At 66.5% G+C, this 26,302-nt stretch carries 15 protein-coding genes; 9 read left to right on the top strand and 6 right to left on the bottom strand.

All coding sequences use genetic code 11. The features are described from left to right. Window positions 1-38 precede the first annotated feature (38 nt). The 3 genes from ACYVM5_RS06855 to arfB all read left to right on the top strand — a co-directional run bounded on the left by ACYVM5_RS06855 (window position 39) and on the right by arfB (window position 2,405). The gene (locus ACYVM5_RS06855; RefSeq protein ID WP_460617378.1) at window positions 39-767 is read left to right on the top strand and encodes a head GIN domain-containing protein; all 729 of its coding nucleotides are present in this window, start codon (window positions 39-41) and stop codon (window positions 765-767) included. 181 nt (window positions 768-948) lie between these two features. Then, window positions 949-1,896, top strand: coding sequence for a 3-oxoacyl-ACP synthase III family protein (locus ACYVM5_RS06850; RefSeq protein ID WP_460617377.1), 948 nt, complete (start codon window positions 949-951; stop codon window positions 1,894-1,896). 104 nt (window positions 1,897-2,000) lie between these two features. Then, the gene (gene arfB / locus ACYVM5_RS06845; protein WP_460617376.1) at window positions 2,001-2,405 is read left to right on the top strand and encodes an aminoacyl-tRNA hydrolase; all 405 of its coding nucleotides are present in this window, start codon (window positions 2,001-2,003) and stop codon (window positions 2,403-2,405) included. Between the two features lie 87 nt (window positions 2,406-2,492). Here arfB and mgtE read toward each other — a convergent pair whose 3' ends face one another. After that, window positions 2,493-3,869, bottom strand: a complete 1,377-nt coding sequence (gene mgtE / locus ACYVM5_RS06840) for a magnesium transporter (RefSeq protein WP_460617375.1) — start codon at window positions 3,867-3,869, stop codon at window positions 2,493-2,495. Between the two features lie 304 nt (window positions 3,870-4,173). Between mgtE and ACYVM5_RS06835 the strand changes: the two genes are divergently transcribed. Beyond that, window positions 4,174-4,995 (top strand): cyanophycinase, encoded by an 822-nt coding sequence (locus tag ACYVM5_RS06835; RefSeq protein WP_460617374.1) that lies wholly within the window; start codon window positions 4,174-4,176, stop codon window positions 4,993-4,995. Between the two features lie 69 nt (window positions 4,996-5,064). On the opposite strand, the gene ACYVM5_RS06830 is transcribed toward ACYVM5_RS06835, so the two are convergent. Further along, window positions 5,065-8,586, bottom strand: a complete 3,522-nt coding sequence (locus ACYVM5_RS06830) for a DUF7948 domain-containing protein (protein ID WP_460617373.1) — start codon at window positions 8,584-8,586, stop codon at window positions 5,065-5,067. Window positions 8,587-8,779: 193 nt separating this feature from the next. Here ACYVM5_RS06830 and ACYVM5_RS06825 point away from each other — a divergent pair, with 193 nt between their 5' ends. The 4 genes from ACYVM5_RS06825 (at window position 8,780) to ACYVM5_RS06810 (ending at window position 14,152) form a co-directional block, all read left to right on the top strand. After that, window positions 8,780-9,964 carry an endonuclease/exonuclease/phosphatase family protein gene (locus ACYVM5_RS06825; protein ID WP_460617372.1) on the top strand — a complete coding sequence of 395 codons (1,185 nt, stop codon included), beginning with the start codon at window positions 8,780-8,782 and terminating at the stop codon, window positions 9,962-9,964. Window positions 9,965-10,080: 116 nt separating this feature from the next. Then, entirely contained in the window at window positions 10,081-11,580 is a 1,500-nt protein-coding gene (gene cysS / locus ACYVM5_RS06820; protein ID WP_460617371.1) for a cysteine--tRNA ligase, read from the top strand. 130 nt (window positions 11,581-11,710) lie between these two features. Beyond that, a complete protein-coding gene (locus ACYVM5_RS06815) occupies window positions 11,711-12,739 on the top strand; it encodes a M28 family peptidase (protein WP_460617370.1) in 1,029 nt (342 codons plus the stop codon). A gap of 96 nt (window positions 12,740-12,835) precedes the next feature. Then, window positions 12,836-14,152, top strand: a complete 1,317-nt coding sequence (locus ACYVM5_RS06810; RefSeq protein ID WP_460617369.1) for an alpha/beta fold hydrolase — start codon at window positions 12,836-12,838, stop codon at window positions 14,150-14,152. Between the two features lie 44 nt (window positions 14,153-14,196). On the opposite strand, the gene ACYVM5_RS06805 is transcribed toward ACYVM5_RS06810, so the two are convergent. Then, window positions 14,197-15,102: a S66 peptidase family protein gene (locus tag ACYVM5_RS06805; protein ID WP_460617368.1), complete on the bottom strand. Its 906-nt coding sequence runs from the start codon at window positions 15,100-15,102 to the stop codon at window positions 14,197-14,199. A gap of 154 nt (window positions 15,103-15,256) precedes the next feature. Between ACYVM5_RS06805 and ACYVM5_RS06800 the strand changes: the two genes are divergently transcribed. Beyond that, window positions 15,257-16,510 (top strand): hypothetical protein, encoded by a 1,254-nt coding sequence (locus tag ACYVM5_RS06800; RefSeq protein ID WP_460617367.1) that lies wholly within the window; start codon window positions 15,257-15,259, stop codon window positions 16,508-16,510. Between the two features lie 77 nt (window positions 16,511-16,587). Here ACYVM5_RS06800 and ACYVM5_RS06795 read toward each other — a convergent pair whose 3' ends face one another. The 3 genes from ACYVM5_RS06795 to ACYVM5_RS06785 form a co-directional block, all read right to left on the bottom strand. Next, window positions 16,588-23,502, bottom strand: coding sequence for a LamG-like jellyroll fold domain-containing protein (locus ACYVM5_RS06795; protein WP_460617366.1), 6,915 nt, complete (start codon window positions 23,500-23,502; stop codon window positions 16,588-16,590). Between the two features lie 144 nt (window positions 23,503-23,646). Further along, window positions 23,647-24,906 (bottom strand): homoserine dehydrogenase, encoded by a 1,260-nt coding sequence (locus tag ACYVM5_RS06790; RefSeq protein ID WP_460617365.1) that lies wholly within the window; start codon window positions 24,904-24,906, stop codon window positions 23,647-23,649. Between the two features lie 189 nt (window positions 24,907-25,095). After that, window positions 25,096-26,124, bottom strand: coding sequence for a homoserine O-acetyltransferase family protein (locus ACYVM5_RS06785; RefSeq protein WP_460617364.1), 1,029 nt, complete (start codon window positions 26,122-26,124; stop codon window positions 25,096-25,098). Between the last annotated feature and the right edge of the window lie 178 nt (window positions 26,125-26,302).

Below are 26,302 nucleotides of genomic sequence, written 5' to 3'. Positions count from 1 at the left end.
TAACCGGATTTACTCACTCACCCTTCACCTTTTTTCGCATGAATAATTTTCGGATTAACTCGATGTGCGCCAGCCTGCTGGTGCTGGCCGTGGGCGCGCTCTCGTCCTTCACCAGTACCCGACCCCAGAGCGACCGCGAAACCCGCTCGGTGGGTTCGTTCACCGAAATCAGCCTTGGGGGTTCGGCCCGCGTGGTGGTGAAGCAAGGCAGCCCCCAAAGCGTGGCCGTAGAAGGCAGCAAGGAAGACCTGGCCGATTTTGAAACCGACGTGCAGAGCGGCAAGCTGCGCCTGAACTTCCGCCAGCAGGATGGCCGGATGTTCAGCAACAAAAGCCACGGCCCCGTAACGGTGTACGTGACCGCGCCCAGCCTCACGGCCCTGCGCGTGGGCGGCTCGGGCAAGATGGAAGTGAACGGCGGGCTGCAAGCCGATGCCATGACGCTGGCCGTAAGCGGCTCCGGCGACCTCATGGTGCCGCAGCTCAAAGCCGGGCGCTTGGAAACGGCCGTGTCCGGCTCGGGCGATGTGACGGTGGGCGGCACCTGCCCCAGCAACGAAATCCGCATCAGCGGCTCGGGCAAAGTGAAGGCCCGCGACCTGAAAACCGAAACCAGCCGCGCCCGCATCAGCGGCTCGGGCAATGCCTACGTGTACGCCAGCCGCACCGCCGATGGGTCGATTTCGGGCTCCGGCAGCCTGTACGTGGCCGGCGGGGCGCAGCTCAGCAGCAGCACCCACGGCAGCGGCCGGGTGGTGAAGGAATAACGCGCTAAAAGCCTGTGAAAAAGCCCCGACTGCTAGCGGCAGTCGGGGCTTTTTGGTGCTCGATAATGGCCTGCTGGTATAAAATTCGGGCATATGGCCGGACCAAACCGACCGCCGGAGAATGCGGGCCGTACCTTTGTGGGGCCGCTAGCCGGCTTTGCGTTTCACCCAATACCACCCCGTGTATCTTCATCATGTGGCGGCCTACCTCCCGGAGGCCGTCGTCACCAATGCTCATTTCACTCGCCTTAATGGCCTCGCCAGCGAGTGGATAATTGAGCGCACCGGCATTCAGGAGCGCCGCAAAGCGGGCCCTGGCGAGAATGCCAACACCATGGCCATTGCCGCGACTCGCGCCGCGCTGGCTGCTGCCCCCGCTTTTGCTCAGGCTAGTGTCGACCTTATCGTGGCCGGCACCTACACGCCGCACGATACCATTTTCACCGCCGCGCATGCCGTGCAGCGCGATTTGGACATCAACGAAATCCCGACCGTCAGCATTTCCTCGGCCTGCTCCTCGCTGCTCAATGCTGTGGAGATTGTGGAGGGCTACTTTGCCATGGGCAAGGCCAGCCGTGCCGTGGTGGTCGTGACCGAGCACAACACGGCCTACAACAACGAGGAAGACACGATGGCTGGCCACCTATGGGGCGACGGCGCGGCCACGCTGCTCATCAGCAAGGAGCGTATCAGTCCCGAGGATTTGCACATTGCCGAAGTCATCACCGGCGGGGCCGCGCCCGTGAGCAAGGCCGACGAAGCCGTGACCCTGAAGCCCGTGGAGCGCGGCATTGTGATGCCCTTCGGGCGCGACGTATTTCAGCAGGCCTGCACCTACATGGCCCGCGTGACCCAGACGCTGCTCGACAAACACCACATTCCCACCGAGGAGCTCACCTACCTCATCCCGCACCAGGCCAACCTGCGCATCTCGAAAAATGTGACCAAGGCCCTGGGCCTCGACCCGGCCCGCGCCGTGAGCAACATCGAGCGCCTCGGTAACACCGGCTGCGCCGGCGCTGCCATTGGCCTGGCCGAGGTGTGGAACACGCTGAAGAGTGGCGATAAGGTGATTATTACCGTGTTCGGCGGCGGGTATTCCTACGGTGCAATGCTACTCAATAAATAGGTAGGGGCGGGAAATAGGTAAGGGCGGGGCTTGCCCCGCCCGAATCGTCGGGGCCGTCCGTTCATCGTGCGGGCGGGGGCAAGCTCCGCCCCTACATTTGCCTCATGCTTCCTCCCGCCGCCGCCTTCCTGCCCGAAATCACCTTCCAGACCAGCCGGGCCAGCGGGCCGGGCGGGCAGAACGTGAACAAGGTGGAGTCGCGGGTGGAGCTGCGCTGGCACCTGCTGAACTCCGAAATCCTTACCGATGAGCAGAAACAGTTGATTCTGGAGAAGCTGGCGAACCAGCTCACCGCTGACGGCCTGCTGCTCCTCGCCGCGCAGGACGACCGCAGCCAGCTCCGCAACAAGGAAATTGTGCTGGCCCGCTTCTACGAATTATTGCTACGCAGCCTGCGCCGCCCCAAGCCCCGCAAGGCCACCAAGCCCAGCAAAAGCGCCGTGCGCAAACGCCTGGAAGGCAAAAAGATTCAGGGCGAGAAGAAAGCCAACCGGCGGCGACTGGAGTAGGAGCCGGCAAAACCACCGGCACGTGTGTGGCGGCATGTGCGGGCACACCCCCCCCATGTGGCGGTGGTTTTCGGCCGTTAAAATGCCCTACAGTAGCGTGCCGCGCAGGATGAGCAGGGCCACCGAGAAGTAAATAATCAGGCCCGTGACGTCGACCAGCGTGGCCACGAAGGGCGCGGACGACGTGGCCGGGTCCAGCCCCAGGCGCTTGAGCAACAGCGGCAGCATGGAGCCCGCCAGCGAACCCCACAGCACGATGCCCACCAGCGCAATGCCCACCGTGAGGGCCACTAGTGCCCAATGCTCGCCATAAATGGGCGTAATACTCTGCCAGATGGCAATGCGCCCGAAGCCCACCAATCCCAGAATCAGGCCCAGGGCCGAACCGGTGATGAGCTCGCGGCGCAACACCCGCCACCACTCGCCCAGCGTGAACTCGCCCAGCGCCATGGCCCGGATGATGAGCGACGTGGCCTGCGAGCCCGAGTTGCCGCCCGAACTGATGATGAGCGGCACAAACTGCACCAGCACAATGGCCTTCTGCAGCTCGCCTTCGAAGAATTGCATGGCCGAGGCCGTGAGCAATTCGCCCAGAAAGAGCACCACCAGCCAACCGGCCCGCTTCTGCACCAGGCTCATCAGGGGCATGGTGAGGTAGGGTTCGTCCAGCGCTTCGGAGCCGCCGAACTTCTGGATGTCCTCGGTGTCTTCTTCCTCCCGAATGCTGAGGATGTCGTCGATGGTCACGATGCCGAGCAAGATGCCCTGGTCCGAAACCACGGGCAGGGCGTTGCGGTCGTTGCGCCGGAACACGTCGATGGCGTCTTCCTGGTCCTGGGTGGCGGTGAGCTGCACGAAACGGCGGTCCATGAGGTCGCGTACCCGCGCCGTGGGCGCAGCCAGCAGGAATTCCCGGATGCGAATGTCATCAATCAGCACGCCCTGCGCGTCGGTCACGTAGAGCATGCTCAGCGTTTCGGACTGCCCGCCGTGCTGGCGAATGTAGTCGAGCACCTGCTGCACCGTCCAGTTCTCGCGGATGGCGATGTAGTCGGGCGTCATCAGGCGTCCCACCGAGTATTCGGGGTAGCCCAGCAGCTGCAGGGTCACTTTGCGTTCTTCTTCCGAGAGGCTTTGCACGAGCTCGGCCACGAAATTGGCGGGCAGAAACTCCAGCAGGGCCGTACGGTCGTCCGGCGACATCTCGTTGAGAATGTCGGCCATCTTGTCCTGGGCCAGATTATCCAGAAAGTGCCGCTGCTCCTCCAAATCGAGGTATTCAAACACCTCGGTGGCCAGCTTGAGCGGCAGCAGCCGGAAAATGATGAGCTGTTCCCGGTCCTCTTCGGCCTCAATGAGCGACACTAGCTCCGAGGGTTGAAAATCGCGGAGCAGCTGCTTAAGCTTAAAAAATTCGCCCTCCTGAATCAGGGACGTGATGGTTTCCACGGTCTGCGGCTGCATGAAAAAGAAGGAGGGGAGGTGCTTCGCTAGGCAAGCGGGGTTGATGAAGGGAATAAGCGCCACAAAAGTAGGGCGAAGCGGGCGGTAAATGGGTATTGCGGGGCGGTTTGTTATGCTGGGTATCTGTCATCCTGAGCGCAGCGAAGGACCTTACTACGCCTGCGCCGTATGAGAAGCACTGCAAATAGTGGTTGGCGTGGTAAGGTCCTTCGCTGCGCTCAGGATGACAGCCCTGTTTCACACGCGGACCTCCCACCCTCAAATCGCCGCCGCTGCCCCATCTTGCCGCCCAATCCCTGTGCTCATGCCTGAAGATGCTTCCCCCATTGCCGCGCCGCTAGGCACCCTCGTGGTGCTCGGTGGGGGCGATGACGACCCCCTGCTCACGCTACTAGCCGGCCTGCTGCCCGACAGCAACCTGCCCATTGAGGTGCTGACCACGGCCACTCGCCGCCAGCCCGCCCGCACCGCCGCCGCCTATGCCCATGCCTGGCACCAGCTCGGCTGTCCCCACGTGCGGCACCTGCAGGTGAACGAAGACCACGCCGCCGACGACCCCGCCACGCTGGCCCGCCTGCGCAAAGCCGCCCTCGTGTTCATGAGCGGCGGCGACCAGGAGCGCCTCACCGATTTCCTGCTCGGTACCGAATTCCTAACCATTCTCAAACAGAAATACCAGACTGAAGCTGGCTTTGTCATTGCAGGCACCAGCGCCGGCGCTTCGGCCGTGGCCGAGTTTATGCTGGTAGATGGCCACGGCTGGCGCAGCCTGCTGGGCGGCCGCATCGAGGTGCAGCCCGGCCTGAACCTGCTGCCCGGCGTGCTGCTCGACCAGCACTTTGCCGAGCGCGGGCGCTACCCGCGCCTGCTGCACGCCGTGCTGGCCCAGCCCACGCTGCTGGGCATCGGCCTGAGCGAGGAGACCGGGTTAATTATCCGCCCCGACCAGCCCGCAAAAGTGTTTGGCGAGGAAGCCGTGGTGGTTATCGACGCCGCGCAAGCCACGCACAACAACCTGCCCGGCCTGGCCGATGGGGCCGTTATCAGCGGCCACGGCCTGCAAATGCACGTGCTGGTGGCGGGGCAAACGGTGGACATTGCGGGGCGTGCGGTGAAGCCGGGGTGATGTAGCGCGGACTTTGTAGTCCGCGACTAGGGCCATTGGACTCGCGGACTACAAAGTCCGCGCTACAAGCTACCGGCGCACTTCCACCCAGCCTTTGGCGTGGCGGTTGTCGGCGTCGCGCAGCTGGTAGTAGTAGATGCCGTCGGGCAGGCCGGTGGCGTCCCAGTTGTTGTGGTAGTCATCGGTTTGATACACGCGCTGGCCCCAGCGGGTGTACACTTCCAGCGAAGCCGGCCGACAGCTGAACCGGGGCTGAAAGGTCTGGTTGGCGGCGTCGCCGTTGGGCGTAATGATGTTGGGCATGAACACTTCGCCCACTTCCACGGGCGAGAAGCCGGTGAGCACCTCGCAGTTGCCGTAGCGCGCCGTGAGCGTGACGTGGTACGTGCCCGGCTGGGTATAAATGTGCTTCGGCTCGGCCAGGATGCTGGGCTCGCTGCCATCGCCAAAGTCCCAGCTGTAGGTGGCGTGCGGAGCCAGCAGCACCGGCGAGAGCGGGCATTCAAAGGGCGCGAGGCCGGTGTAGCGCGGCGCGGCGGCGCACACCGGCAGGTTCAGCCCCACATCCTGCGCCGACACGGGCGCCAGCACCACCGTGCGGGTGGCCGTGGCCTGGCAGGGGCCCTGCGTCACGGTGTAGGTGAGCGGGAACACGCCGCCCCGGTTGCCGGTATTCGGCGGGGTGAAGAAGCCGCCGGCCGTGACGCCGGTACCGCTCCACACGCCCCCGGCCGGCGCGAAGCCTACTAGCTGGAAAGGCTGGCGCAGGTCGGCGCACAGGGTGGTATCACGGCCGGGCGTGATGGCGGGCAGGCGGACCACTACCACCTGCTGGCTGAGGGTACCGCAGCCCATTGAGTCGGCAACGCTGTAGGTGAGCGTGTGGGTACCCACGCCGGCCGCCGCGGGGTCGAAGCGGCCATTGCCCACCCCCGGCCCACTGAAGATACCGCCGGCCGGCGTGGCCGCCAGCGCCACTGCCGCCCCGGCCACGCATTGCGGGGGCAGCGGTGCAAACGTGGGCACCACCGGCGGGGCCACCACGTAGCGCACGCTGCGGGTGCTCTGGCAAATGCCGGTGGTCGCGACGGTGTAGTTGATAACGTAGTGCCCCGGCCCCACGGCCGTGGGCACGAAGCGGTAACCCCCGCCCGGAGCCGCCTGCACGCCCGGCCCGGCCCACACGCCGCCGGCCGGACTGCCGGTCAGCGCCACGGGGCCATTGTCGAGGCACACGTAGCGGCGCGGGCCGGGGTCGGCCTGCAATATTTCGAAGTTCATTTTGAAGGCCCCGTTGTTGCAGTTCGAGCTGCCGTTGCGCACGGTGTAGGTGCCCGCGCCCGGCGGCAGCGGGAAGCCCTGGGTGCTGCTGCAGCTGGCGCACACGGCTTGGTACACCACGCCCCGCTTATCAAAGCGCGAGGTGCCGCCGTCGACGTGTTCGCGAGTACCGTTCTGGCCAAAAAAAGTGGCGTACTCCAGCCGGGTCATGCCGGCCGAGAATTCGGCCAGGTAGAAGTCGGAGCCATCGGTAACGGTTGAAACGGCCCCGGTGGTGGTGGGCAGGCCACTGGTGCTGCCGCCCAGGTAGCCGGTATTGCGGGCATTCACCAGCCCGCCCCAGCCGCTCACATACACCCGCTCGCAGTCATCGACGAGGAAGGCCGTGGGCACCAGATTGGGGCCATCAACATTGCTCCCGCTGCCAAATGATGTGCTGTAAAGACTGGTGGTAAGGTCCGGGTTCAGCTTCTGAATAAACTGCGTGCCATTGGCCGTGGCGTAGAGGCCCGGCGTGGTGGGGAATTGCCCCAGCGTCTGGCCCAGGAGGTAGGCATCGCCGCTGGCATCTAGCTGGAGCAGCTGCGCTTGGTCGTAGCTGGCGGTGCCCACGTAGGTGGCCCGCTCCACGGTGCGGCCATCGGCGCTGATGCGGGCCACGAACCCATCGGTGCCGCCCGGCGCAGCCGGTTTGTAGGCCCCGGCCGTGGTAGGGAAGCTGGCGGAAGTAGTGCCGCCGCACACGTAGGTGCGGCCCTGCGCGTCTAGCTGTACCGAATAGGCGGCATCGGCCCCGGTGCCGCCCAGAAAGCCGCCCCAGAGCATCACGTTCAGGCCCGGCGACAGCTTGCAGACGAGCGCATCGGACTGGGTGCCGGCCGCCAGCACGTTGTTGAACCCGTTGTTCAGGAGCGGGAAGTTGCGCGAGTTGGTGTTGCTGGCGATGTACACGTTGCCGGCCCCGTCCAGCAGCACATCGCCCCGAAAGCAGTCGCCGTAGTTGGCGGCCAGCGCCGAGCTGGTGACGCCGTCATTGTCGGACCCGCCGAGGTAGGTACTGGCCAGCAGGTTGCTGCCGTCGGCGCTGAAGCGGGACACGAAAAGGTCAGAGCCGTTGGGCATGTTGTAGGGGTCGCCGTCGCGGAAAGGGTCGAGGTAGGTGCCGCCTCCGAAGCTGCGCTGCACCGCACCGGTCGTGGTGGGGTAGTTGGTGGAGCTGGTGCTGCCCAGCACCACCAGCTCGTTTTGCGCATTCACCACCAGGCTGTGCGGAAACTCGGAGCTGCCGCCGCCCAGGTAGGTGGCCCACACCCGCGCCGCCGCGCCGCTCACGCTGGTGTTGTACTTGATGATGCCAATGTCCTCGATGCTGCTGAAAGTGGTGTGAAACGCGCCCGGCGTGGCCGGGTAATTGCCGCCCAGGTTGCTGGCCACAATGCCGCCCGAATACATATTGCCCGCGTTGTCATAAGTAGCTGTGAAGCCCCAGTTGTCGGCCGTTGAGCCGGTGAGGGTTGAGAACTGCACCGTGGGGTCGATGGTCAGGGCGCGGGCCCGGTCGTAGCTGCCGAGCGCAAAGGTGAGGGTGCTGCCCGTGAGCACGTACCGGCAGGCTACCGGCTGGCGTTGCCCGGCGGCATCGAGCTGCCAGGCCTTTGGAGCCAGCTCCGTGGTGGTGCCCACTGTAGTTTTGATGACGAGGTTGCCGGCTGCGTCCAGGGCCAGGGCGCTGGCACCGTCGTAGCGCAGGGCCACGCGGGCGGGGTTGGCGCGGGGGGCCAGCAGCACGTCGTATTCCAGGTGCTGGCTCGTGTTTTCGTACAGCGTCAGGTCGATGCCGGGCCACAGGCTGGTGTAGCGCAGCTGCCGGAACGCGCCCACGTGGCTGGCCCAGCGCCCGCGGTCGCTGCCGATAAAATAGTTGCGCTCGCCGGCCGTGGGCGTTTCGGCCGTGAGGCGGGCCCGGCCGCTGGCTTTCTCAAAGTGCACGGTGTAGGCGTGGGCCGCGATGTCGGAGGCTTTGGCCTTGCCGGCGGCGGGGCGGGGGGCGCCGTCGTGGTGGTGCAGGGCGGCGGGGTCCAGGAAGGCGTAGGTCAGCGCGTCGGGCAGCACGAAGAGGGTGCCGGCCGGCAGGTTGGCCTCGTAGCGCACGCGGCCGTCCCACTGGCCTTTGTTCTGCACAAATTCCAGACTGGGATTATTGGGCGCTACGGCCGCGCCCCGCGCCGCCTGTGCGGGGTGGGCAAGGGTTGCCGCAGCACATACCAGAGCCAGCAAACCGCGGCTCAGCAAGGGAAAAGATAGGGGCATAGAAAAGCCAGAGGCAGAAAGGAGTGGAAAGGCAAAGATTAGGGAAAAAATAGGGGCCGACCACCAGCAGGAGCGGGGTTTTGCCGGAACGGCAGTTGCGCAAAATTCGTGCGCACTTCGGCAGATGTAGTGCGCGCCGCTTCGCACCTACGGCCGGCCAGCCGTTACCTTTGCCGGCTCTGTTGCCTGTGCCGTGCGCCGCTCTTTCGCTTTCAAATTTACATTGCTGACCCTGGCCTGGCTGCTGCTGGCCATTGCCTGCGAGCAGGTGCCGGCCGGCGCGTTCTGGCCGGTGGTGTTTGGGGCGCTCACCACGCCGGCGGCGCTGCTGCTCACGGCCCTGCTGGCCCTGTACTGGCTGCGGCGCAACTGGCGGGTGGCGGTGCTGCCCATTGTGGCACTGGGCCTCACGTGGCCGCACGTGCAGCGCGGGCTGGCCCTGCACGCTTCGCTTAATGGAGAAGTGAAGACGAAGAATGAGGAATTCAAGAGCGGGAAAGAAACGCTGCATTCCTCCTTCTTCCTGCCTCAGCCTCATGCCAATGAAGTGAGCCTGATTTCGGCCAACGTCCGCATCTTCAACGTGTATGCCCAGCTGCGCGACCCGGACTACGCCTCCTCCAGGGGCTTTATCCACTGGCTGGCCACCAGCCCGGCCGACGTGCTCTGCCTCCAGGAGTTCTACAACGAGCCGCGCCGCTCCCGCGAAAGCGGTGGTATTTTCCAGTCGGAAGACCAGCTGGGCAAGGGCAGCGGACGGCACGCCTTCGTGTCCACTAGCCTCACCAACAGCGCGGGGGCCGAGTTCGGACTGGCCATTTTCTCGCGCTTCCGCATTGTGCGGCAGGGCGTCATTCCCTTCGGCAAGCTCTCGCAGAACCACGCCATGTGGGCCGACCTGGCCCGCCCCGCCGCCCCCGGCCGCGCCCGCCCCGACACCATTCGCGTCTTCAACCTGCACCTGCAAAGCATGGCCATGGCCGAAAGCGACATCGCCACCGCCACCGAAAGCCGCGCCGGCCTGCGCCAGAAAGCCCCCAACCTGCTGCGCCGTTTCCGCAACGGGGCCGTGGCGCGGGGCGTGCAGGTCGATACCCTGCTGGCCCGCGTAGCCCGCTCGCCCTACCCCGTGCTGCTGGCCGGCGACACCAACGACCTGCCCTATTCCTACACCTACGACCAGCTGGCCGACCACCTCCAGAACGCCTGGGCCACCGTGGGCTTGGGCATCGGGGCCACTTATCATGGCAAGCTGCCCGGCCTGCGCATCGACCAGCAGTTTGCCAGCAAGCAGTGGCAGGTGCTGGCGTGCAAGGTGCACCGGGAAATCAAGTGGAGCGACCATTTTCCGGTCGAAGCCCTGTACCGATTAAAGTAGGGGCGGCCGTGCCGGCATTTTTGCACAAAATGCCCCGTCGAGTTGAGCAAAAGGCCCTAATGTTTTGTTGTGGCCTGCCAGCCGGCGCACGTCGCCCGGCCCGCTACCTTTGCACCATGTCGCTCACGCTCTACAACACGCTTACCCGCAAGAAAGAAGAATTCCAGCCCGTGCACCCGCCCCAGGTGGGCGTGTACCTGTGCGGCCCCACCGTGTATAGCGAAGCCCACCTCGGCAACGCCCGCGGCCCCGTGGTGTTTGATGTGCTCACGCGCTACCTGCGCCACCTGGGCTACCAGGTGCGCTACGTGCGCAACATCACCGACGTGGGCCACCTCGAAAGCGACGCCGACACCGGCGAGGACAAGATGGAGAAGGCCGCCCGTGCCGCCCGCATCGAGCCCATGCAGGTGGCCCAGCACTTCACCAACCGCTACCGCCAGCACATGCTGGGCCTGGGCTGCCTGCCGCCCGACATCGAGCCTCAGGCCAGCGGCCACATCATCGAGCAGATTCGGGTGATTGAGGAAATCATCGGCAACGGCCTGGGCTACGAGGTCAACGGCTCGGTGTACTTCGACGTGCCCAAGTACAACGAGGAGGGCAAGCGCTACGGCAAGCTCTCCAATCGCAGCATTGAGGACCAGCTGGCCGGCACCCGCGCCAATCTGGAAGGCCAGAGCGAGAAGCGCAGCCCGCTGGACTTTGCCCTCTGGAAAAAGGCTTCGCCCGAGCACATCATGCGCTGGCCTTCGCCCTGGGGCGAAGGCTTCCCCGGCTGGCACCTGGAGTGCTCGGCCATGAGCCGCAAGTACCTCGGCGACCTGAGCGACATCCACGGCGGCGGGCTCGACCTCATGTTTCCGCACCATGAGTGCGAGATTGCGCAGAGCCAGGGCAGCCACTCGCACACCGACGAGGCGCGCTTCTGGGTGCACAACAACATGATAACCGTGAACGGCACCAAGATGAGCAAGAGCCTGGGCAACTTCGTGCTGCTGGGCGACATGTTCCTGGGGCCGACCGGGCCGCTGGCTTTCGGCTACTCGCCGATGGTGGTGCGTTTCTTCCTGCTGCAAGCCCACTACCGCAGCCCGGTTGATGTGAGCGACGACGCCCTGCAGGCCGCCCGCAAAGGCTACCGTAAGCTGATGAACGGCCTGCGTCTGCTCGACAAGCTGCTGGCTGCCCCCGCCGAAGCAACAGGCGAAACGTCGGAAGCCGCCGTTGCCCAGTTGCTGGCCCTGGCCGCCAAGCCTGCCGAGTTCCTCGACGACGACCTGAACACGCCCCGCGCCCTGGCCGCGCTGTTCGACCTTCTCAAGCAGTTCAACAAGTTCGCCACCAGCCCGGCCGCCCTAGCCGAAGTGGGCCCTGAAGCCTTGGCACAAGCCGCCGCTACTTACCGCGCCCTGGTGCAGGACGTGCTGGGCCTGCGCGAAGAAACCGCCGTCAACCCCGAGCAACTCATCGAGCTTACCCTCGGCTTCTACTCCGAAGCCAAGGCCGACAAAGCCTACGACAAGGTGGACGTTATCCGGGCCGCCCTCAAGAGTCAGGGCATCGTGATAAAGGACACGAAGGCGGGCGTGGAGTGGGCGTATAGCGAGGAGTAGAAACGGTCAAAATCGTCTGTCATCCTGAGCACAGCGAAGGACCTTATCACCGTCGAACAACTTGCAGTAATATAAGAACGGTGCAGCGGGGGGAAGGTCCTTCGCTGCGCTCAGGATGACAGTAAAGAATATGAACTTGCGCACCCTCCGCCTTCCCCTCGCCGCCCTGGCCGGCCTCCTGTTCCTCACTGGCTGCCCCGACAAGAAGCCCACCGAAACCGCCGAAACTACGGCGGCCGCCGAACCCAAGCTGCCCAAAGCCCCGGTCTTCAACGCCGACTCGGCCTATGCCTTCACGGCGAAGCAGGTGGCCTTCGGGCCGCGCGTGCCGAACTCCAAGGCTCACCGCGCTACTGGCGACTGGCTGGTGGCGAAGCTCAAAAGCTACGGCCTGAAGGTGATGGAGCAGCCCTTCGAGGCGATGACGTTTGACGGCACCAACATCCACGGCCGCAACATCATTGCGCAGTACCAGCCGCAGGCGGCGCGGCGCGTGGCCATCTTCGGCCACTGGGACACCCGCCCCTTTGCCGACAACGACAAGGTGAAGAAAAACGCCCCCATGGACGGGGCCAGTGATGGCGCCAGCGCCGTGGCCGTGGCCCTGGAAATGGCCCGCCAGCTCAGCCTGCAGCCCGACAGCCTGGCCCCCAACGTGGGCGTCGACTTCATCTTCTTCGATGCCGAGGACTGGGGCCACGACGACACCACCCAGGCCGACCTGAAGGACCAGCTGGCCGGTAGCGGCACCGATTCCTGGTGCCTGGGCTCGCAGTACTGGGCCACGCACCTGCTGCCTGCCAACTACAAGGCCGAGTACGGTGTGTTGCTGGATATGGTAGGGGCGAAGAACGGCAAGTTCACCCGCGAGGAGACCTCCCGCACCAACGCCCGCACCGCCCTCGATAAAATCTGGGGCGTGGCCTCGCAGCTGGGCTACTCCGACTACTTCCGCTACGAAGACACCGGCGGCATCACCGACGACCACGTGTACACCAACCGGGCCGGCATTCCCACCATCGACATCTACCACTACAACTCGCCCACCGACTACTTCCCCGCCTACCATCACGCCACCACCGACAACATGGCCATCATCGACCGCAACACGATGAAGGCGGTGGGCCAGACCATGCTGCAGACGCTGTACGTGGATTAAGCAATTGACAAGAGTATCAAAAACGGCCGCCGGGGCAACCCGCCGGCCGTTTTTAGTATCAACGGTACTCACCCTAACTACCCTTTCCCATTTCTGATGCGCCTTTCCTTACTGCTGCTGTTGCTGCTCAACCTGCCCGCGCTGGCTCAGAGCAAGTTGAAAACCGAAGTTAGTCCCGTCTTCTACTTCCGGCAGCGGGCTGAAGTGCAGCCCTTTGCCGGCAAGCCCTACCGCCTCTCGGCCCGCATGAAAGTAGACGCTCCGGCCGGCGACAGCGCCGATGCCAACGTTTTCGCGGTGGTGTTCGACAAGAACAAGAAGTATTTGGCCATCAGCAAGCCCGGCCAGATGCGCGCCAAGCGCCGCGACGGCCAGTGGCGCCCCTTCACCTTGACCGGCACGCTGCCCAAGGCGGCCGCGCAGCTGGTCATCAACGCCAATGTGTACCTCAACGGTACGTTTAGTTACGACGATTTCAAGTTGGAAATCGCCACCGCCAAGGGCCAGTGGCAGGTCGTGCCGCTCGTCAACGGTGACTTCGAGGCCACCCGTGCCGATAGCGCCAGCGGCTTCCCCAACGGCTGGCGGCCCTTGTTTCTCAACGATGCTTTCCACTTCCGCACGGCGGCTGAGCCGGCCGGCAACCACTACCTCGAAATCACCGGTCAGGGCGTGGTGAACTACGGCCACAACGCGGCAGCGGGCCACACCGCGAACATCAACGGCATCAAGCTTTACTACGAAACCTACGGCCAGGGCGAGCCGCTCCTGCTACTGCACGGCAACGGCCAGTCCATCTCGGCCTTCACCGGGCAGATTCCCGAGCTGGCTAAGCATTACCAGGTAATTGCCGTGGACACCCGCGCCCAGGGCCAGAGCACCAACGGCAAGCAGACGCTGACCTACGACCTGTTTGCCGAGGACATGAGTGCCCTGCTCAAATCCCTGAACATCCCCGCCGCCCACGTCGTGGGCTGGAGCGACGGCGGCAACACCGGCCTCAGCCTGGCCCTGCACCATCCGCAGCAGGTGAAAAAGCTGGTGACGATGGGCGCCAACCTCTGGGCCGACACCCTGGCTGTGACGCCCGCCACCCTGAAGGAGGTGCGTCAGGGCAAGGCCATGACTACCTGGCTCTACCCCATCAATCCACAGGCCCGCAAGATGCGCCCGCTCATGGTGCTGCTGCTCGATTACCCCCGCATGAAGGCCACGGACCTGGCCGGCATCGCCGCACCCACGCTGGTGCTGGCCGGCGAGAAAGACCTCATTCAGGATGCCCATACCCGGCTCATTGCCAGTAGCCTGCCGCACGGACAGGTGCACATATTCCCCGGCCTCACGCACTACGCCCCGCGCGAGAACCCCGCCATGTTCAACGCGGCGGTGCTGGAGTTTCTGGGGCGGCCGTAGGGCGGCCGGCATCGGTACGCCACCGGGCGCCGATGCCAAGCTCGCTAGGCCGTCAGCCGTGCGCCCGCGCCGTCCACGGTCAGGGTCACCGTCTGGCCCACCACCAGGGCCAGGTTGTCGGCCTCGTGGCCCACGGGGAAGCCATACGCCACCGGGAAGTCATATATTTCCGCGTAGCGGTCGATGATTTGCACGGCCGTGACGCCGAAGGGAATGGCATTGTCGCGCATCTGCGAGAAGTGGCCTACCACGAGGCCGGCCAGGCCGGCCAGCTGCCCGCTGCGGTGCAGGTGCAGCATCATCCTATCGATATGGTAGAGGTATTCGTCGAGGTCTTCGAGGAAGAGGATGCGGCCCGCGAAGCCGGCCTGCGAGGCCGTGCCCGTGATGGTTTGCAGCAGGCTGAGGTTGCCGCCCACCAGCGCGCCGGAGGCCGTGCCGGGCCGGTTGAGGGCGTGGGGCGCGACTTCGATTGGCTGAAAAGCCTCGCCGAACAAGGCCCGCCGCAGGGTTTCCAGCGCCAGCTCGCCGCCGGCCTGATGAAACAGCACTGGCATCACGCCGTGGATGCTGGCGTAGCCCAAGGCCAGCACATGCGAGTTGAGCACTGTCACGTCGGAGAAGCCGGCCACCCACTTCGGCGCGGCCCGGAAGCGGGCAAAATCGAGCCCGTCCACGATGCGGGCGGTGCCGTAGCCGCCCCGCGCGCACAGGATGGCCCGGATGGATGGGTCGTCGAGCTGCTGCTGGAAGTCGCGGCGGCGCAGGTCGTCGTCGCCGGCAAACTGGTGGTGGTCGCCGGCAATGCTCTCGCCCAGCACCACTTCCAGGCCCCAGCTTTGGAGGGTGGCAATGGCAGGGGCCAGCTCGGCGGCCGAAATCTTGCGGGCGGGGCTGACGATGGCGACGCGCTGGCCGGCGTGCAGGGCAGGGGGGAAGGAAATCGACATAAAGTAGCAGGGCTAAGCGGCTGCAAATAACGTAGGTCGTATCTTCGGAACCAGCACACCGCCTGCGGCTCACCCAACTTCGACCGGCTATCCGGCGTTGATACCTAAACCGGCGGGGCTTCACTTATCCGGCTCATTCTTTAATGCTTTCGTGATGAAAACACTTTTCCTCTTCCTTGCGGCCCTGCTGCTCACGGCGGCCCAGGTGGCCAGCGCCCAGGCCGTCATCGACACTACCGGCGGGCGCTATTACCGCCCCGTATTTGCCAACGTGACCGTGACTTCGGGGGTGACCTATGGCGCGGCCGTGAACTCCGTTGGTACCAACCAGACGCTGACCATGGACATTTACCAGCCCACCGGCGATGCGCTGGCCCGGCGGCCGGTCATCGTCTTCGCCCACCAGGGCGGCTTCGTGTCGGGCTCCAAAACCGATGCCTACATGGTGGACGTGTGCACGAAATTTGCCAAGCTCGGCTACGTCACGGCCAGTATTGATTACCGCCTGCTGGATTTCAGCATCGTGCTCGGCGGGGGCTTCGATACGGTGAACATCGCCAAATCGGCCATCCGGGGCATGCAGGACCTGCGCGCCGCCGTGCGCTTCTTCCGCAAGGACGCGGCCACAACCAACACCTACCGGGTCAACCCCGGCTACGTCATCGTGGGCGGCTCTTCGGCCGGGGCGTTTGCCGCGCTCGAAGTCGGCTACCTCGATAAAGCCGCTGAGGTGCCGGCCTACGTGGGCATTGCTGCCCTGGGCGGCGTGGAGGGCGTGAGCGGCAACCCCGGCTACAGCAGCCTGCCCCAGGCCGTGCTCAACCTGAGCGGGGCCACCGAAACCCCCAACTACATCGAGGCCGGTAACGCGCCGTTGCTGAGCGTGCACGGCACCGCCGATGGCACCGTGCCCTACCTGCAAGGCCGCGTGGGCTCGCTACTGCCGCCCAAGTACGTGTACGGCAGCGGCCGCCTGAACCCCCGCGCCACCGCGCTGGGCATCCGCAACACGCTGCGCCCGTTGCGTGGCGCGGGCCACATTCCCTTCGAAAGCAACGCCGCCTACGCCGATACTACCTTCCGCACCATCCGCGACTTTCTGCGGCCTGTGCTGGCCCTGCCCGGCCTGGTAGTGACGGCCGCCCAGGCCCCGGCCACCGCCGCGCCCACCGCCCAGGCCTACCCCAACCCCGCCGACGACGCCATCCGCATCGAGCTGCCTGCCGCCTGGGTCGTACCCGGTAGCGCCACTGCTGCCGAGGCCCAGCTGCTGGACGCGGCGGGCCGGGTGGTGCGCCTCATCCAGCCCACTTCGCGCGAGCTAAGCGTGCCGCGCGGCGCCCTCAAAGGGGGCGTCTACACGCTGAAATTCCCCGGCCAGCCGGCGGTGCGCGTCGAGTTCCGATAAGGGGCGGGCGGCCGGTAGGCCAAAAGAAAAGGGCAGGCCATTGGCCTGCCCTTTTCTTTTGGCCTACCGGCCGCCGTCTATTCCACCGTCAGGCGCAGGGCTTGATGGCCGGCGCGCACCAGGTACACGCCCGCCGGCAACCCGGCCGGCAGTGTCAGCACAGCCGTGCCGGTGGCATCGGCCGAGGTGGTCGTCACGGTCCGGCCCAGCGCGTCAAGCACCGTCACCGCCGTGCCGGGGGCCGCACCCGCGAGGGTGGCCGCGCCGCCGTGGGCCGGGTTGGGGAACAGCGTGATGGAGTGGCTGAGGGGCTGAGCGAGGGCCACGGTGCGTATGGGCGAGTAGCTGAACGTGCCGTCGAGGTCCACCTGCTTCAGGCGGTAGTAGATGGTGGCTTGGTGGGTTGGTGGGTTGGTGTCCAGCAGCTCGTAGGTGTGCGGGGCGGTGCTGGTGCCGGCCGCCGTCACCGTGCCAATGCGCTCGAAGCTGCTGCCGCTCAGGCTGCGCTCCACCTCGAAGGCCCGGCTGTTTTTCTCGGTGGCCGTGCGCCAGCTCAGGGCCACGGCCGGGCCCTGGGCGGTGGCGGTGAAGGCCGTCAGCTCCACGGGCAGTGGGTTCACGTTGAAGTCGCCCCCGGCGGTGAAGTCGGAAAAGCCCGTTACGCCGGTGCGGCTGAGTACCGGGGCCGCGCCGGAGCCGGTGGTGGTGACGTGGGTGCCCACCAGCGCCCAATCGGAGGCGGCATCGGCCCGCTTCAGCAGCACGAGCTGGGTGTAGTCGGCCGCGCCCCGGATGCCGGTGAAGGTGAGCGTGGGCGTGTAGGTGCCGCCGGCCAGGCCGGTGGCGGTGAAGTGCCAGTAGCCATCGCCGGAGGCTTTGTTGACGGTGATGCTGCCTTCGGTGAGGGGGAGGCCCTGGCTGCCGGCCGGGGCCACGATGAACTCGGCCGTGAGCGTGCCGCCCGTGGTGGGCGCGGCGGTGTAGGTGATGTTGGCCGGGCGGCCGACCGTGGCCAGGCCCACCGGGAAGTCGCGGCTGCCCGTGCTGGTGCCTATCCAGCGCTGGAAGGGGCCGGCCACGCGGCCGGTGTTGGTGGCGGTGGCATCGAGGACGCCCGGTACGGTGGCGCTGGTGCCCAGGGTGAGCAGGTTGGTGGCCGTGGTGGTGAGCACGCCCTGCTTAAGCTGTAGGGTGCCGCCCAGGGCGGTGGCCTGCGAGAGCGTGACCCCGGCCGGGTTGTTGATGATGAGCGTGCTGGTGGTGGGCAGCGTGGCCGGCAGGCCGGTACCTGTGACCTGCGCGGCCGGCCCCACGAACTCAACGTTGCCGTTGAGGTTACGGGTGCCGGTGCTCTGCACGTTGCCGGTGGCCGTGCCGATGGGGCTGATGCCCACGGGGCTGCCCAGGCGCAGCGTGCCGCCGCTGTTGGTGGTGAAGGTGCCCGCGCCGGTGAAGGCCTGGGTGCCCAGGTCGAGGGTGCTGCCGCTAATGACCAGGGCGTTGACCAGGCCGCTTATCGAGCCGGAGTTGCTGAACGACTGCACCCCGGCCTTGCCAAACTGCAGCTTCTGGGTGGTGCTGGCCGTGTTGCCGGTGCTCACGGTGCCGGCGTTGCTGAAGTTGCCGTTCAGCACCACGGTGCCGCCCAGATAGAGAGTAGCAGGGCTCTGCGCCGCCGACAGCAGGTTGAACGTAGCCCCGCTGGCCACGCTGAAGTCGCCGGCCACCGTGAGCGGGAGCGTGCGCAGCGTGGTGGTCACGCCACTGCTGGCCTGCGCCGCCGCAAACGTGCCCCCGTTCAGCTGGAAGCTGCCCACCACGCTGAGGGGCGAGCCCCCGGTGCCCGTGCTGCCGCCGAAGGCACCCACCACGTTGGTGCCGGCCTGCTGCACGTAGCCGCCGATGCGGTTGCCGCCGCCGTCTACACTGCCCAGCGTGAGCGTGCCGGTGGGGGCATTGAACAGGCGCAGCGTGCCCACCCCGGTGCTGCGCACCGTCAGGGTGCCGGCCACGATGACAGTGGCCCCGGCCGTGAACAGGTAGGGCTGGGCCGCCGTGGCCGTGCCGGCGGGCAGGGTCGTTAGGTTCACGTCCAGGTTTTGCAGGGTCTGGTTGACCACGCCATAGGTCTGGTTGAGGGTGCCCCCGGCCAGCTCCAGCGTCGAGCCGGCGCTCCAGCTCAGGGCCGGCATGGAAATGCCGACGGCCGTGGCGTACTGCACCACCCGGCCGCCGCTGGCCACAGTGGTGGTGGTGCTGCTCAGGCCCTGGGTGGCCGGCGAGGTGTTGCTCGTGCTCAGCACCAGCGTGCCGCTCACCGCGAGGGCGTTGGTGCCGGTCACGCTCAGCAGGCCCGTGTTGAGGCTGGTGCCCGTCACGCCGTCGGCCCCGCTCAGCTTGCCGATGGACAGCACGCCGCCCGCCGCCACCGTCATGGTGCTGCCGTTGGGGATGGTGAGCGTGGCCCCGGTCAGCGTGTTCACAATGCCGCCGCTCTCGATGGTGGTGGTTTTGGTGCTGGTGGCGTTGGCCACCGTCACCACGTTACCGTTGCGCACGGTCACGGTGCCCGTGAAGTTGCCGGTGGGTGCCACGGGCGCGGCAAACCAGCCGGTGCTGCCGTCGTAGGAGGCTTCCCAGGTGGCGGGGGCGTCCCAATTGCCGGTGGCCACGCTGCGGAAGTAGCCGGGAGCCGCCACGGCTTGCACGGTGTAGGTGCCGGTGGTGTTGCCGTCTTCCGAGGTCAGCACCACGGTGGCGGTGCTCCCCACGCTCAGGCTGCCCGAGGCAGTGCCGCTGGCCACGGCCGCGCCGTTGACGGTGATGCCGGTGTAGCTGTTGCTGGCCGTGGGCGTGAGCGTGTAGGTGCTGGTGCCGGCCGGGAGGTAGAGCGTGTAGCTGAGCGTGGCGGTGGCGAAGGCGGGGCTGAGCGCACCCGCCGAGGGCACCAGGCTGGCCAGCTTGGCGTCGGTGCCGATGGTGTGGGTGTTGACAGTGGCCGAGTACGCGCCCTGGCTCGTCACGCTGGCTTTTTCGGCCCGCACGTGCAGGTAGTAGTTGGTGCCGTTGGCGAGGCCGGTCACGGCCTGGCTGGTGGTGGCGTAGCCGCTCAGGGCGAAGGGCGAGCCGGGCGCGGGCGTGGCAAAGCTGCTGTTGGTGGCCACGTCGAGCACGTAGCCTTCCACCTCGCCGGCTGCCGGGGCCGCGCCGTTGATGGTGGGAGCCGTGAAGCTGGCCGTGAAGCTGGTGCTGGTGCGGGCCGATACGGCCAGGCCGGTGGGCTGCAGCAGGGCGTAGCTTTCCACCCAGTTGCTGGTGAAGTTGCCCGCCGTCAGGTTGAAGCCGGTGAGGGTGCCGTGGGCCAGGTTGGCCGATTGGTCGGCCACGGTGGGGTAGGCGGTGTTGGCCCCGTTGGCCGTGCCGTGGTCGAAGTTGTAGTAGAGCTGCAGGCTACCCGGCAGGCTGGCGCTGGTGCTGGTCATGTCGGCCAGCACCTGGGCCGCCGTCAGGGCCGCGTTGTAGATGCGCACCTCGTCGAGGCGGCCGTTGAAGGGCTGGTTGTACGCCGCCGAGCGACCAATCTGCAAGGGCTCGTTGGTGGCAACGGGCCCCGAGTTTGGCGTGGAAGCTACGGCCACACCGTTCACGTACAGCTGCAGGGCGGTGCCGTCCCAGGTGGCGGCCACGTGCGTCCAGCGGTTGGCCGGAATGGCCGTGGTGGCCGTGGTGTAGGGCCGGGCCGTGGTGCCCAGGCCGCCGGGCCACACTTCGGCAAACAGCAGGCCGCCGGCCAGCAGCACCAGGTTGTAGTCGCCGCTCTTGCGGATGATGGAGTTTGTCGCCGGCAGGTTGGTGGCGTACACCCAGGCTTCCATGGTGAGCGAGCCCAGGCCCAGGTTGTCGAGGGCCGGGTTGGGGGCCACGGCCACGTAGTCGTCGCTGCCGTCGAAGGCCAGGGCATTGCCGGGCGGCAGCAGCGGCGTGGCGGGCCGGCGAATGCCGGTCAGGCTGTTGGCCCCCGTGCCGGTCACGGTGGTTTTATCGGCCCGCACGCGGTAGTAGTAGGTCTGGGCCGGGTCGAGGCCGGTCACGGCCTGGCTGGTGCCGGCCACCACCTGGCCGGCGGCTGGCGTCAGCAGGGTGCCCGCCGCGAAGGTGCTGGAGGTGGCCACGTCGAGGCGGTAGCCGTTATCCACAGTGCCTAGGGCCGGGGCCGTCCAGTTGGCTGTGAAGCCAGTGGCGGTGCTGCCGGTGGCGGCGGCCAGCGCGGGCACGGCCAGGGCGTAGCTTTCCACCCAGTTGCTGGTGTTGCCCGTCGTCAGAGCGAAGTTGCCCAGCGTGCCGTCGTTGCCGTTGCCGCTCTGGTCGGTGAGGGTGGTGAAGGCGGCGTTGCTGCCGCCGGCTGTGCCGTGGTCGAAGTTGTAGGCGGCCACCAGCCCGGCCTGGGGCGCGGTGGGCTGGCTGAGGTAGGCGGCCTGCACCTGGGCCGCTGTGCGGGCCACGCTCCAGATGCGCACCTCGTCGATGCTGCCATTGAAGTATTCGTAGTTGGCCCCCGAGCTCGGGGCATTAGTGCAGCCGATGCGCAGATTGCTGGGGCTGGGCACCGTGTGGCTGCCGGGGGTGTCGCTGCCCACGGCCGCCCCGTCGAGGTAAATGGTGCGCGTCGTGCCGTCAAAGGTGGCGGCTACGTGGTGCCAGCGCCCGCTCAGGTCGGGTGTCGTCACAATAAGGTCAGGCCCCCACCAGTAATTAACAATGCCGGTCGGCGACAGCCGCAGCGCGTTTACCTGGTTGGTGGTGCCCCAGTTGCCCCAGCCGATGATGCCTGCCACCCCCATCGCGGTGGGCTTAATCCAGGCTTCGAGGGTGTAGGTGCCGTTGCCGGTGGGCACGGGGGTGGTGTTGGGCAGCGCCACGTAGTCATCGGCGCCATCAAAGGCCAGGGCGTTGCCGGGCGGCGTGAGGGCCGGGGCCGTGCGGGCCGAGCCCAGGGAGTAGGCCCCCTGGCCCGACACCGTGTTTTTGTCGGCCCGCAGGCGCAGGTAGTAGGTGCGGTTGGCTTGCAGGCCGCTCACGGCCTGGCTGGTAGTGTTGGCCGCCGGGCTCAGCGTCGTCACGCCCGCGGCGAAGGTGGCCGAAAGCGAGTAGTCGAGCACGTAGTTGCTCACCGTGCCCACGGCCGGGGCCGTCCAGTTCACGGTGAAGCCGGTGGTGCCGAGGCTGCTGGCGGCTGTGAGCGTGGGCAGCACCAGGGCGTAGCTTTCCACCCAGTTGCTGGTGGTGTTGGCGTTGGTCAGGGCGAAGTTGACGAGGGTGCCGTCCTGGAAGTTCGGGCTGCGGTCGACCAGGGTGGTCTGGCCGGCGTTGGCCCCGCCGGCCGTGCCCTGGTCGCAGTCGTAGTAGGCCACCAGGCTGGCGGGCACGGCCGGGGTGGTGCTCGTCATGTCGGCCTGCACCTGGGCGGCCGTCAGGGCCGTGCTGTACGCGCGCACCTCGTCGAGGCGGCCGTTGAGCTGCTCGCCGAGGCTGGTGCCCGTCAGGATGCGGCTGCCCAGGCGCCAGGTGGTGCCGTTGGTGCCAAAGGCGCTGGGCGTGCTGCTGATATCGAGCACCCCGTCCACGTACAGCTTCAGGGCCGTGCCGTCGTAGGTGGCGGCTACGTGGTGCCAATGCCCGTCGGTTATCGTTTTTCTGCCTTCCAGGTCATTGAACTCGCCCACGTAGTACAGGTGCCCGCCCCCGCTCACCAGCACGCCCGAGCGTTGGTTATTGGTGGCCGTGCCGTAGTTGAAGATGACGCCCCCGGTGGTGGTGGTCAGCACCCAGGCCTCCAGAGTGCGGGCGGCGTTGCCCTGGGGCAGCAGGGCGTTGGTGCCCGTGGCGTAGTCGTCGGTGCCGTCGAGGGCCAGGGCGTTGCCGGGCGGGGTGAGGCCGCCGGCGGTGCGCAGGCTGGCCTGGTCGCGCGAGTAGGCGCCCTGGCCGGTCACGCTGGCTTTGTCGGCCCGCAGGCGCAGCCAGTAGCGGGTGTTGGGCGTGCGGCTCGTCACGGTGGCGCTGGTGGCGTTGCCGGCCGGGGTCAGGGTGGTCAGGCCCGCCGAGAAGTCGGCCGTGGTGGCGCAGTCGAGTACGTAGTTGCTGATGGTGCCCACGGGCGGGGCCGTCCAGCTCACGCTCAGGCTGGTGCCGGCGGCGTTGGAGGTGGCGGCCAGGTTGGTGGGCTGCACCAGGGCGTAGCTTTCAATCCAGTTGGCGGTGGTGCCGGTAAGCGCGAAGTTGTTGAGCGTGCCCGTGTAGCCGGCCGCGCTGCCCAGGTTGGGCAGGGTGTTCACGCCAGCGTTGCTGCCGCCGGCTGTGCCCCGGTCGAAGTTGTAATACACGTCGAGCCCGGCCTGGGGCAGCGGCGTTATCACGTTATTAAAGGCGGCCTTCACCTGCGCCGCCGAGCGGGCCGAACTCCAGATGCGCACCTCGTCGACGCCGTACTCGTAGGGCACGGTGTCGAAGCTGCCCAGCCGGAGTTGCAGCGAGGGGTCACCGGAGTAGTTCTGGCCGCCGCCGCTGCCGGTGGCTTCCAGCACGCCGTCCACGTAGATGGCGGCCGCGCCGTTGTTGTTCACCCCGGCCACATGGTGCCACTTTCCGTCGTTGATGGACGTAGTGCTGAAAATAAACGTGCTGTGGACGTGAAATACCGCCTTGCCGCCCCAGGTGGGGTCGTTGTAGCCGTAGATACCCAGGTAGAAGTTGTCGCCGGTGGTGACAAACGTGGTAATGTAGCGCGGCGCGCTGCCTGTCCGCACCCAGGCTTCCACCGTGAAGTTGTTGTTGTAGTTCGGCAGCTCGGTGCCGGTCGTCACGGTGCTGTTCTGCAGAAAATCCAGGGCATTGCCGGGCGGCACCTGCGCCAGCGCCGGGAGAGTGCCAAGCAGTACCAGCCACAGCCACACCAGGGCCAGCCGCGCGCAGCCGGAGGTAAAGTTTCCAATCATAAAAAAGGGAGAGCGTGAAGTTTGCCGCAAAGGTCGGGCTTACTTCAAGGCGGCGGTATCGCATATTGATGCGATGCCGGCCCTCCCCGGCGCGCCAGTCTCTCCCTTCTTTTTATCCAGCTATAAGTTGTTGGACGGGGCTTTTCAGGCCAGCGTCGAGGCGGCCAGCTGGCCTTCCGCCACCGCCTCCACGGCCCGCACCTCGCCCCGCCGGGCCACGAATACGCCGGCCGTGCGCAGCTCGTCGCGCCATTGGCGCAGGCGCAGCAGCGGCACTGAGCCGGTGGCGTACACGCCGTGTACGTCGGTGCGCAGGGACGTGGCGGGCAGCTCCAGCCAGGTCAGCACCTCGCGCAGCACGCCCACATCGGGGTGGCGCAGGTACACGTCCAGGGCCAGCTCGTCGGCGGGCTGCAGGGCCGGGGCCGTGGCCCGCTTGGCGTAGCCGTAGCGCAGACCGCGCCGCAGGGCCAGCACATCGGCCAGCACCGCCGAGCCGGTGGGGTGCCCGCCGGCCCCCCGCCCGCCCAGAAACTGCGGCCCCGCATATTCCCCTTCCACCACCACGCCGTTGAACTCGTGCTCCACGATGAACAGCGGCGACTCCGGCCCCAGCAGCTGCGGCGTCACCAGGGCGGCCACCCGGCCGTTGGGCAGGCGCTCCACGCTGGCCACCACCTTTACCTTCTGGCCCCGCGCGGCGGCGTAGGCAATATCTGCCGCGCCCACCGCCTCAATGCCCAGGTTCAGCACTTCGTCCGGGTTCAGAAATGCCCCGTAGGCGTGCGCCGCCAGTATCACCGCCTTCGAGCGCGGGTCAAACGCGCCCATGTCCAGCGCCGGGTCGGTTTCGGCGAAGCCCAGCGCCTGGGCCTCGGCCAGCGCCGTGGCGTAGGCGGAGCCCTCCTCGCTCATGCGCGTGAGCACGTAGTTCGACGAGCCGTTGAAAATGCCCCGCACCGCCCGCAGCGGCTCGTGGCTGAAGTAGCTGCTCAGGGTCCGCACCACGGGAATGCTGCCGCACACCGCCGCCTCGTACAGCAGCGCGCCGCCGAACTCCTGCTCCAGCTGCACCAGCTCGGCGAGGTGGCGGGCCAGCATGGCCTTGTTGGCCGTTACCACGCGCCGGCCCTGGCGCAGGGCCGCGCTCACCAGCCGAAATGCCTCGGCCGCATCGTCGATGACTTCCACCAGCACGTCCAGCGTGGGGTCGTGCAGCAGGTCATCGGCGCGGTAAGTGAAGTGCTCGGCGGGCAGCGAACGGGGCTTGGTGGGGTTTTTCACGGCAATGCGCGTGATGGCCAACCCCAGGCCGGGCTGCTGCTGGATAATGTCGTAGAAGCCCTGCCCCACGCAGCCAAAGCCAATCAGGCCCAGGTGCAAGGGGTGTTCAGAATGATTCATTGATAAGTCGTTGCGGATAGCGGGGCACAGCTCCGAACAGGCGAGCTATTTGTACCAGCTATCGGTGTTTTGTGCCTTTGCGAGCAGGCTTGTACTGCCGGGTTGCTGCTTGTACTGTTGCCGGAAGGTTTGTGCCAATGTGCACAGCTTGAAAGTGACTCCAGGCATCGCAATGGCAGTTTGCGAAATTTAATGCACGAACGTGGGCGCGTAGAACAGCTCCAGAAAGTGCGTGATGGCCGCTGTTTCCAGTAAGAAACCATCGTGCCCGTAGCGCGAGTCCAGCTCGCCATACATCGCCCCGGGAATATGGGCCGCCAGCTCCCGCTGCTCCGTTAGCGGAAACAGCACATCGGAAGTAATGCCCAGCACCAGCGTGCGCGCCCCAATGCGGGCCAGGGCCGCCGGCACGCCGCCCCGGTTGCGGCCCAGGTGGTGCGTGTCCATACTCCGGCTCAATGAAACGTAGCTGTAGGCATCGAAGCGCGACACCAGCTTGTCGCCTTGGTAGCGCTGGTAGGTGCTGGCGCGGTGCTCGCGCAGCAGCTCATCGTCGTTGGGGTCGGTCTGGGTTTCGCCGTAGGCCGAGTAGCTGCGGTAGCTGAGCAAGGCAATGGCGCGGGCGGCCCGCAGGCCTTCATCGCCCCCACCGGGCTGGCCGGCAGCATAAGTCGGGTCGGCCTCGATGGCCAGCCGCTGGGCTTCGTTGAAAGCAATTCCCCAGGCTGAATGCCGGGCGTTGGTGGCAATGACCACGAGATGGTCGAACAAATCGGGCCGCTGCACGGCCCACTCCAGCGCCTGCTGCCCGCCCAGCGAGCCGCCAATCAGCGTGTTGATGTCCGTCAGCTCCAGGTCCTGGCGCAGCAGCTCGTGGGCCTGCACCAGGTCCCGGATGCTCAGCAGCGGGAAGCGCTGGAAACGCGCCTGCCCGGTAGCCGGGTCGGCATCGAGCGGGCCGGTGCTGCCGTAGCACGAGCCCAGCACGTTGGCGCACACGATAAACCAGTCGGCGGGGTCGTAGTAGCAGCCCGGGCCCACCAGGCCCGGCCACCAGGCCAGCACGTCAGCGTTGGCCGTGAGGGCGTGGCACACCCACACCACGTTGTCGCGGTCTTCGTTGAGCTGGCCCCAGGTCTGGTAGGCCACGTGCGCCCCGGTCAGGGTTTCGCCGCTTTCCAGCGTCAGGTCGGGCAGTTCAAATACTTGGGTTGGCATAATTCAATACAATAGCACAGCTTCAGAACCAGCGAACCGGCCCGGCGCAATAGTTTCTCACTCCCATATCTCCTCCCATCACGGAAGAGGCCCGGGCCGATGCACTGATTCTAAAGCTGCGATAAAACTCGGCCGCCAGCGAGACTGGCACCGACCCGCCAGGGGTGGCCCGCTGACG

This window comes from Hymenobacter ruber (assembly GCF_054783255.1).
Note: the sequence above shows the minus strand (reverse complement) of the source record. Positions and strands in the feature narration are given on the sequence as shown.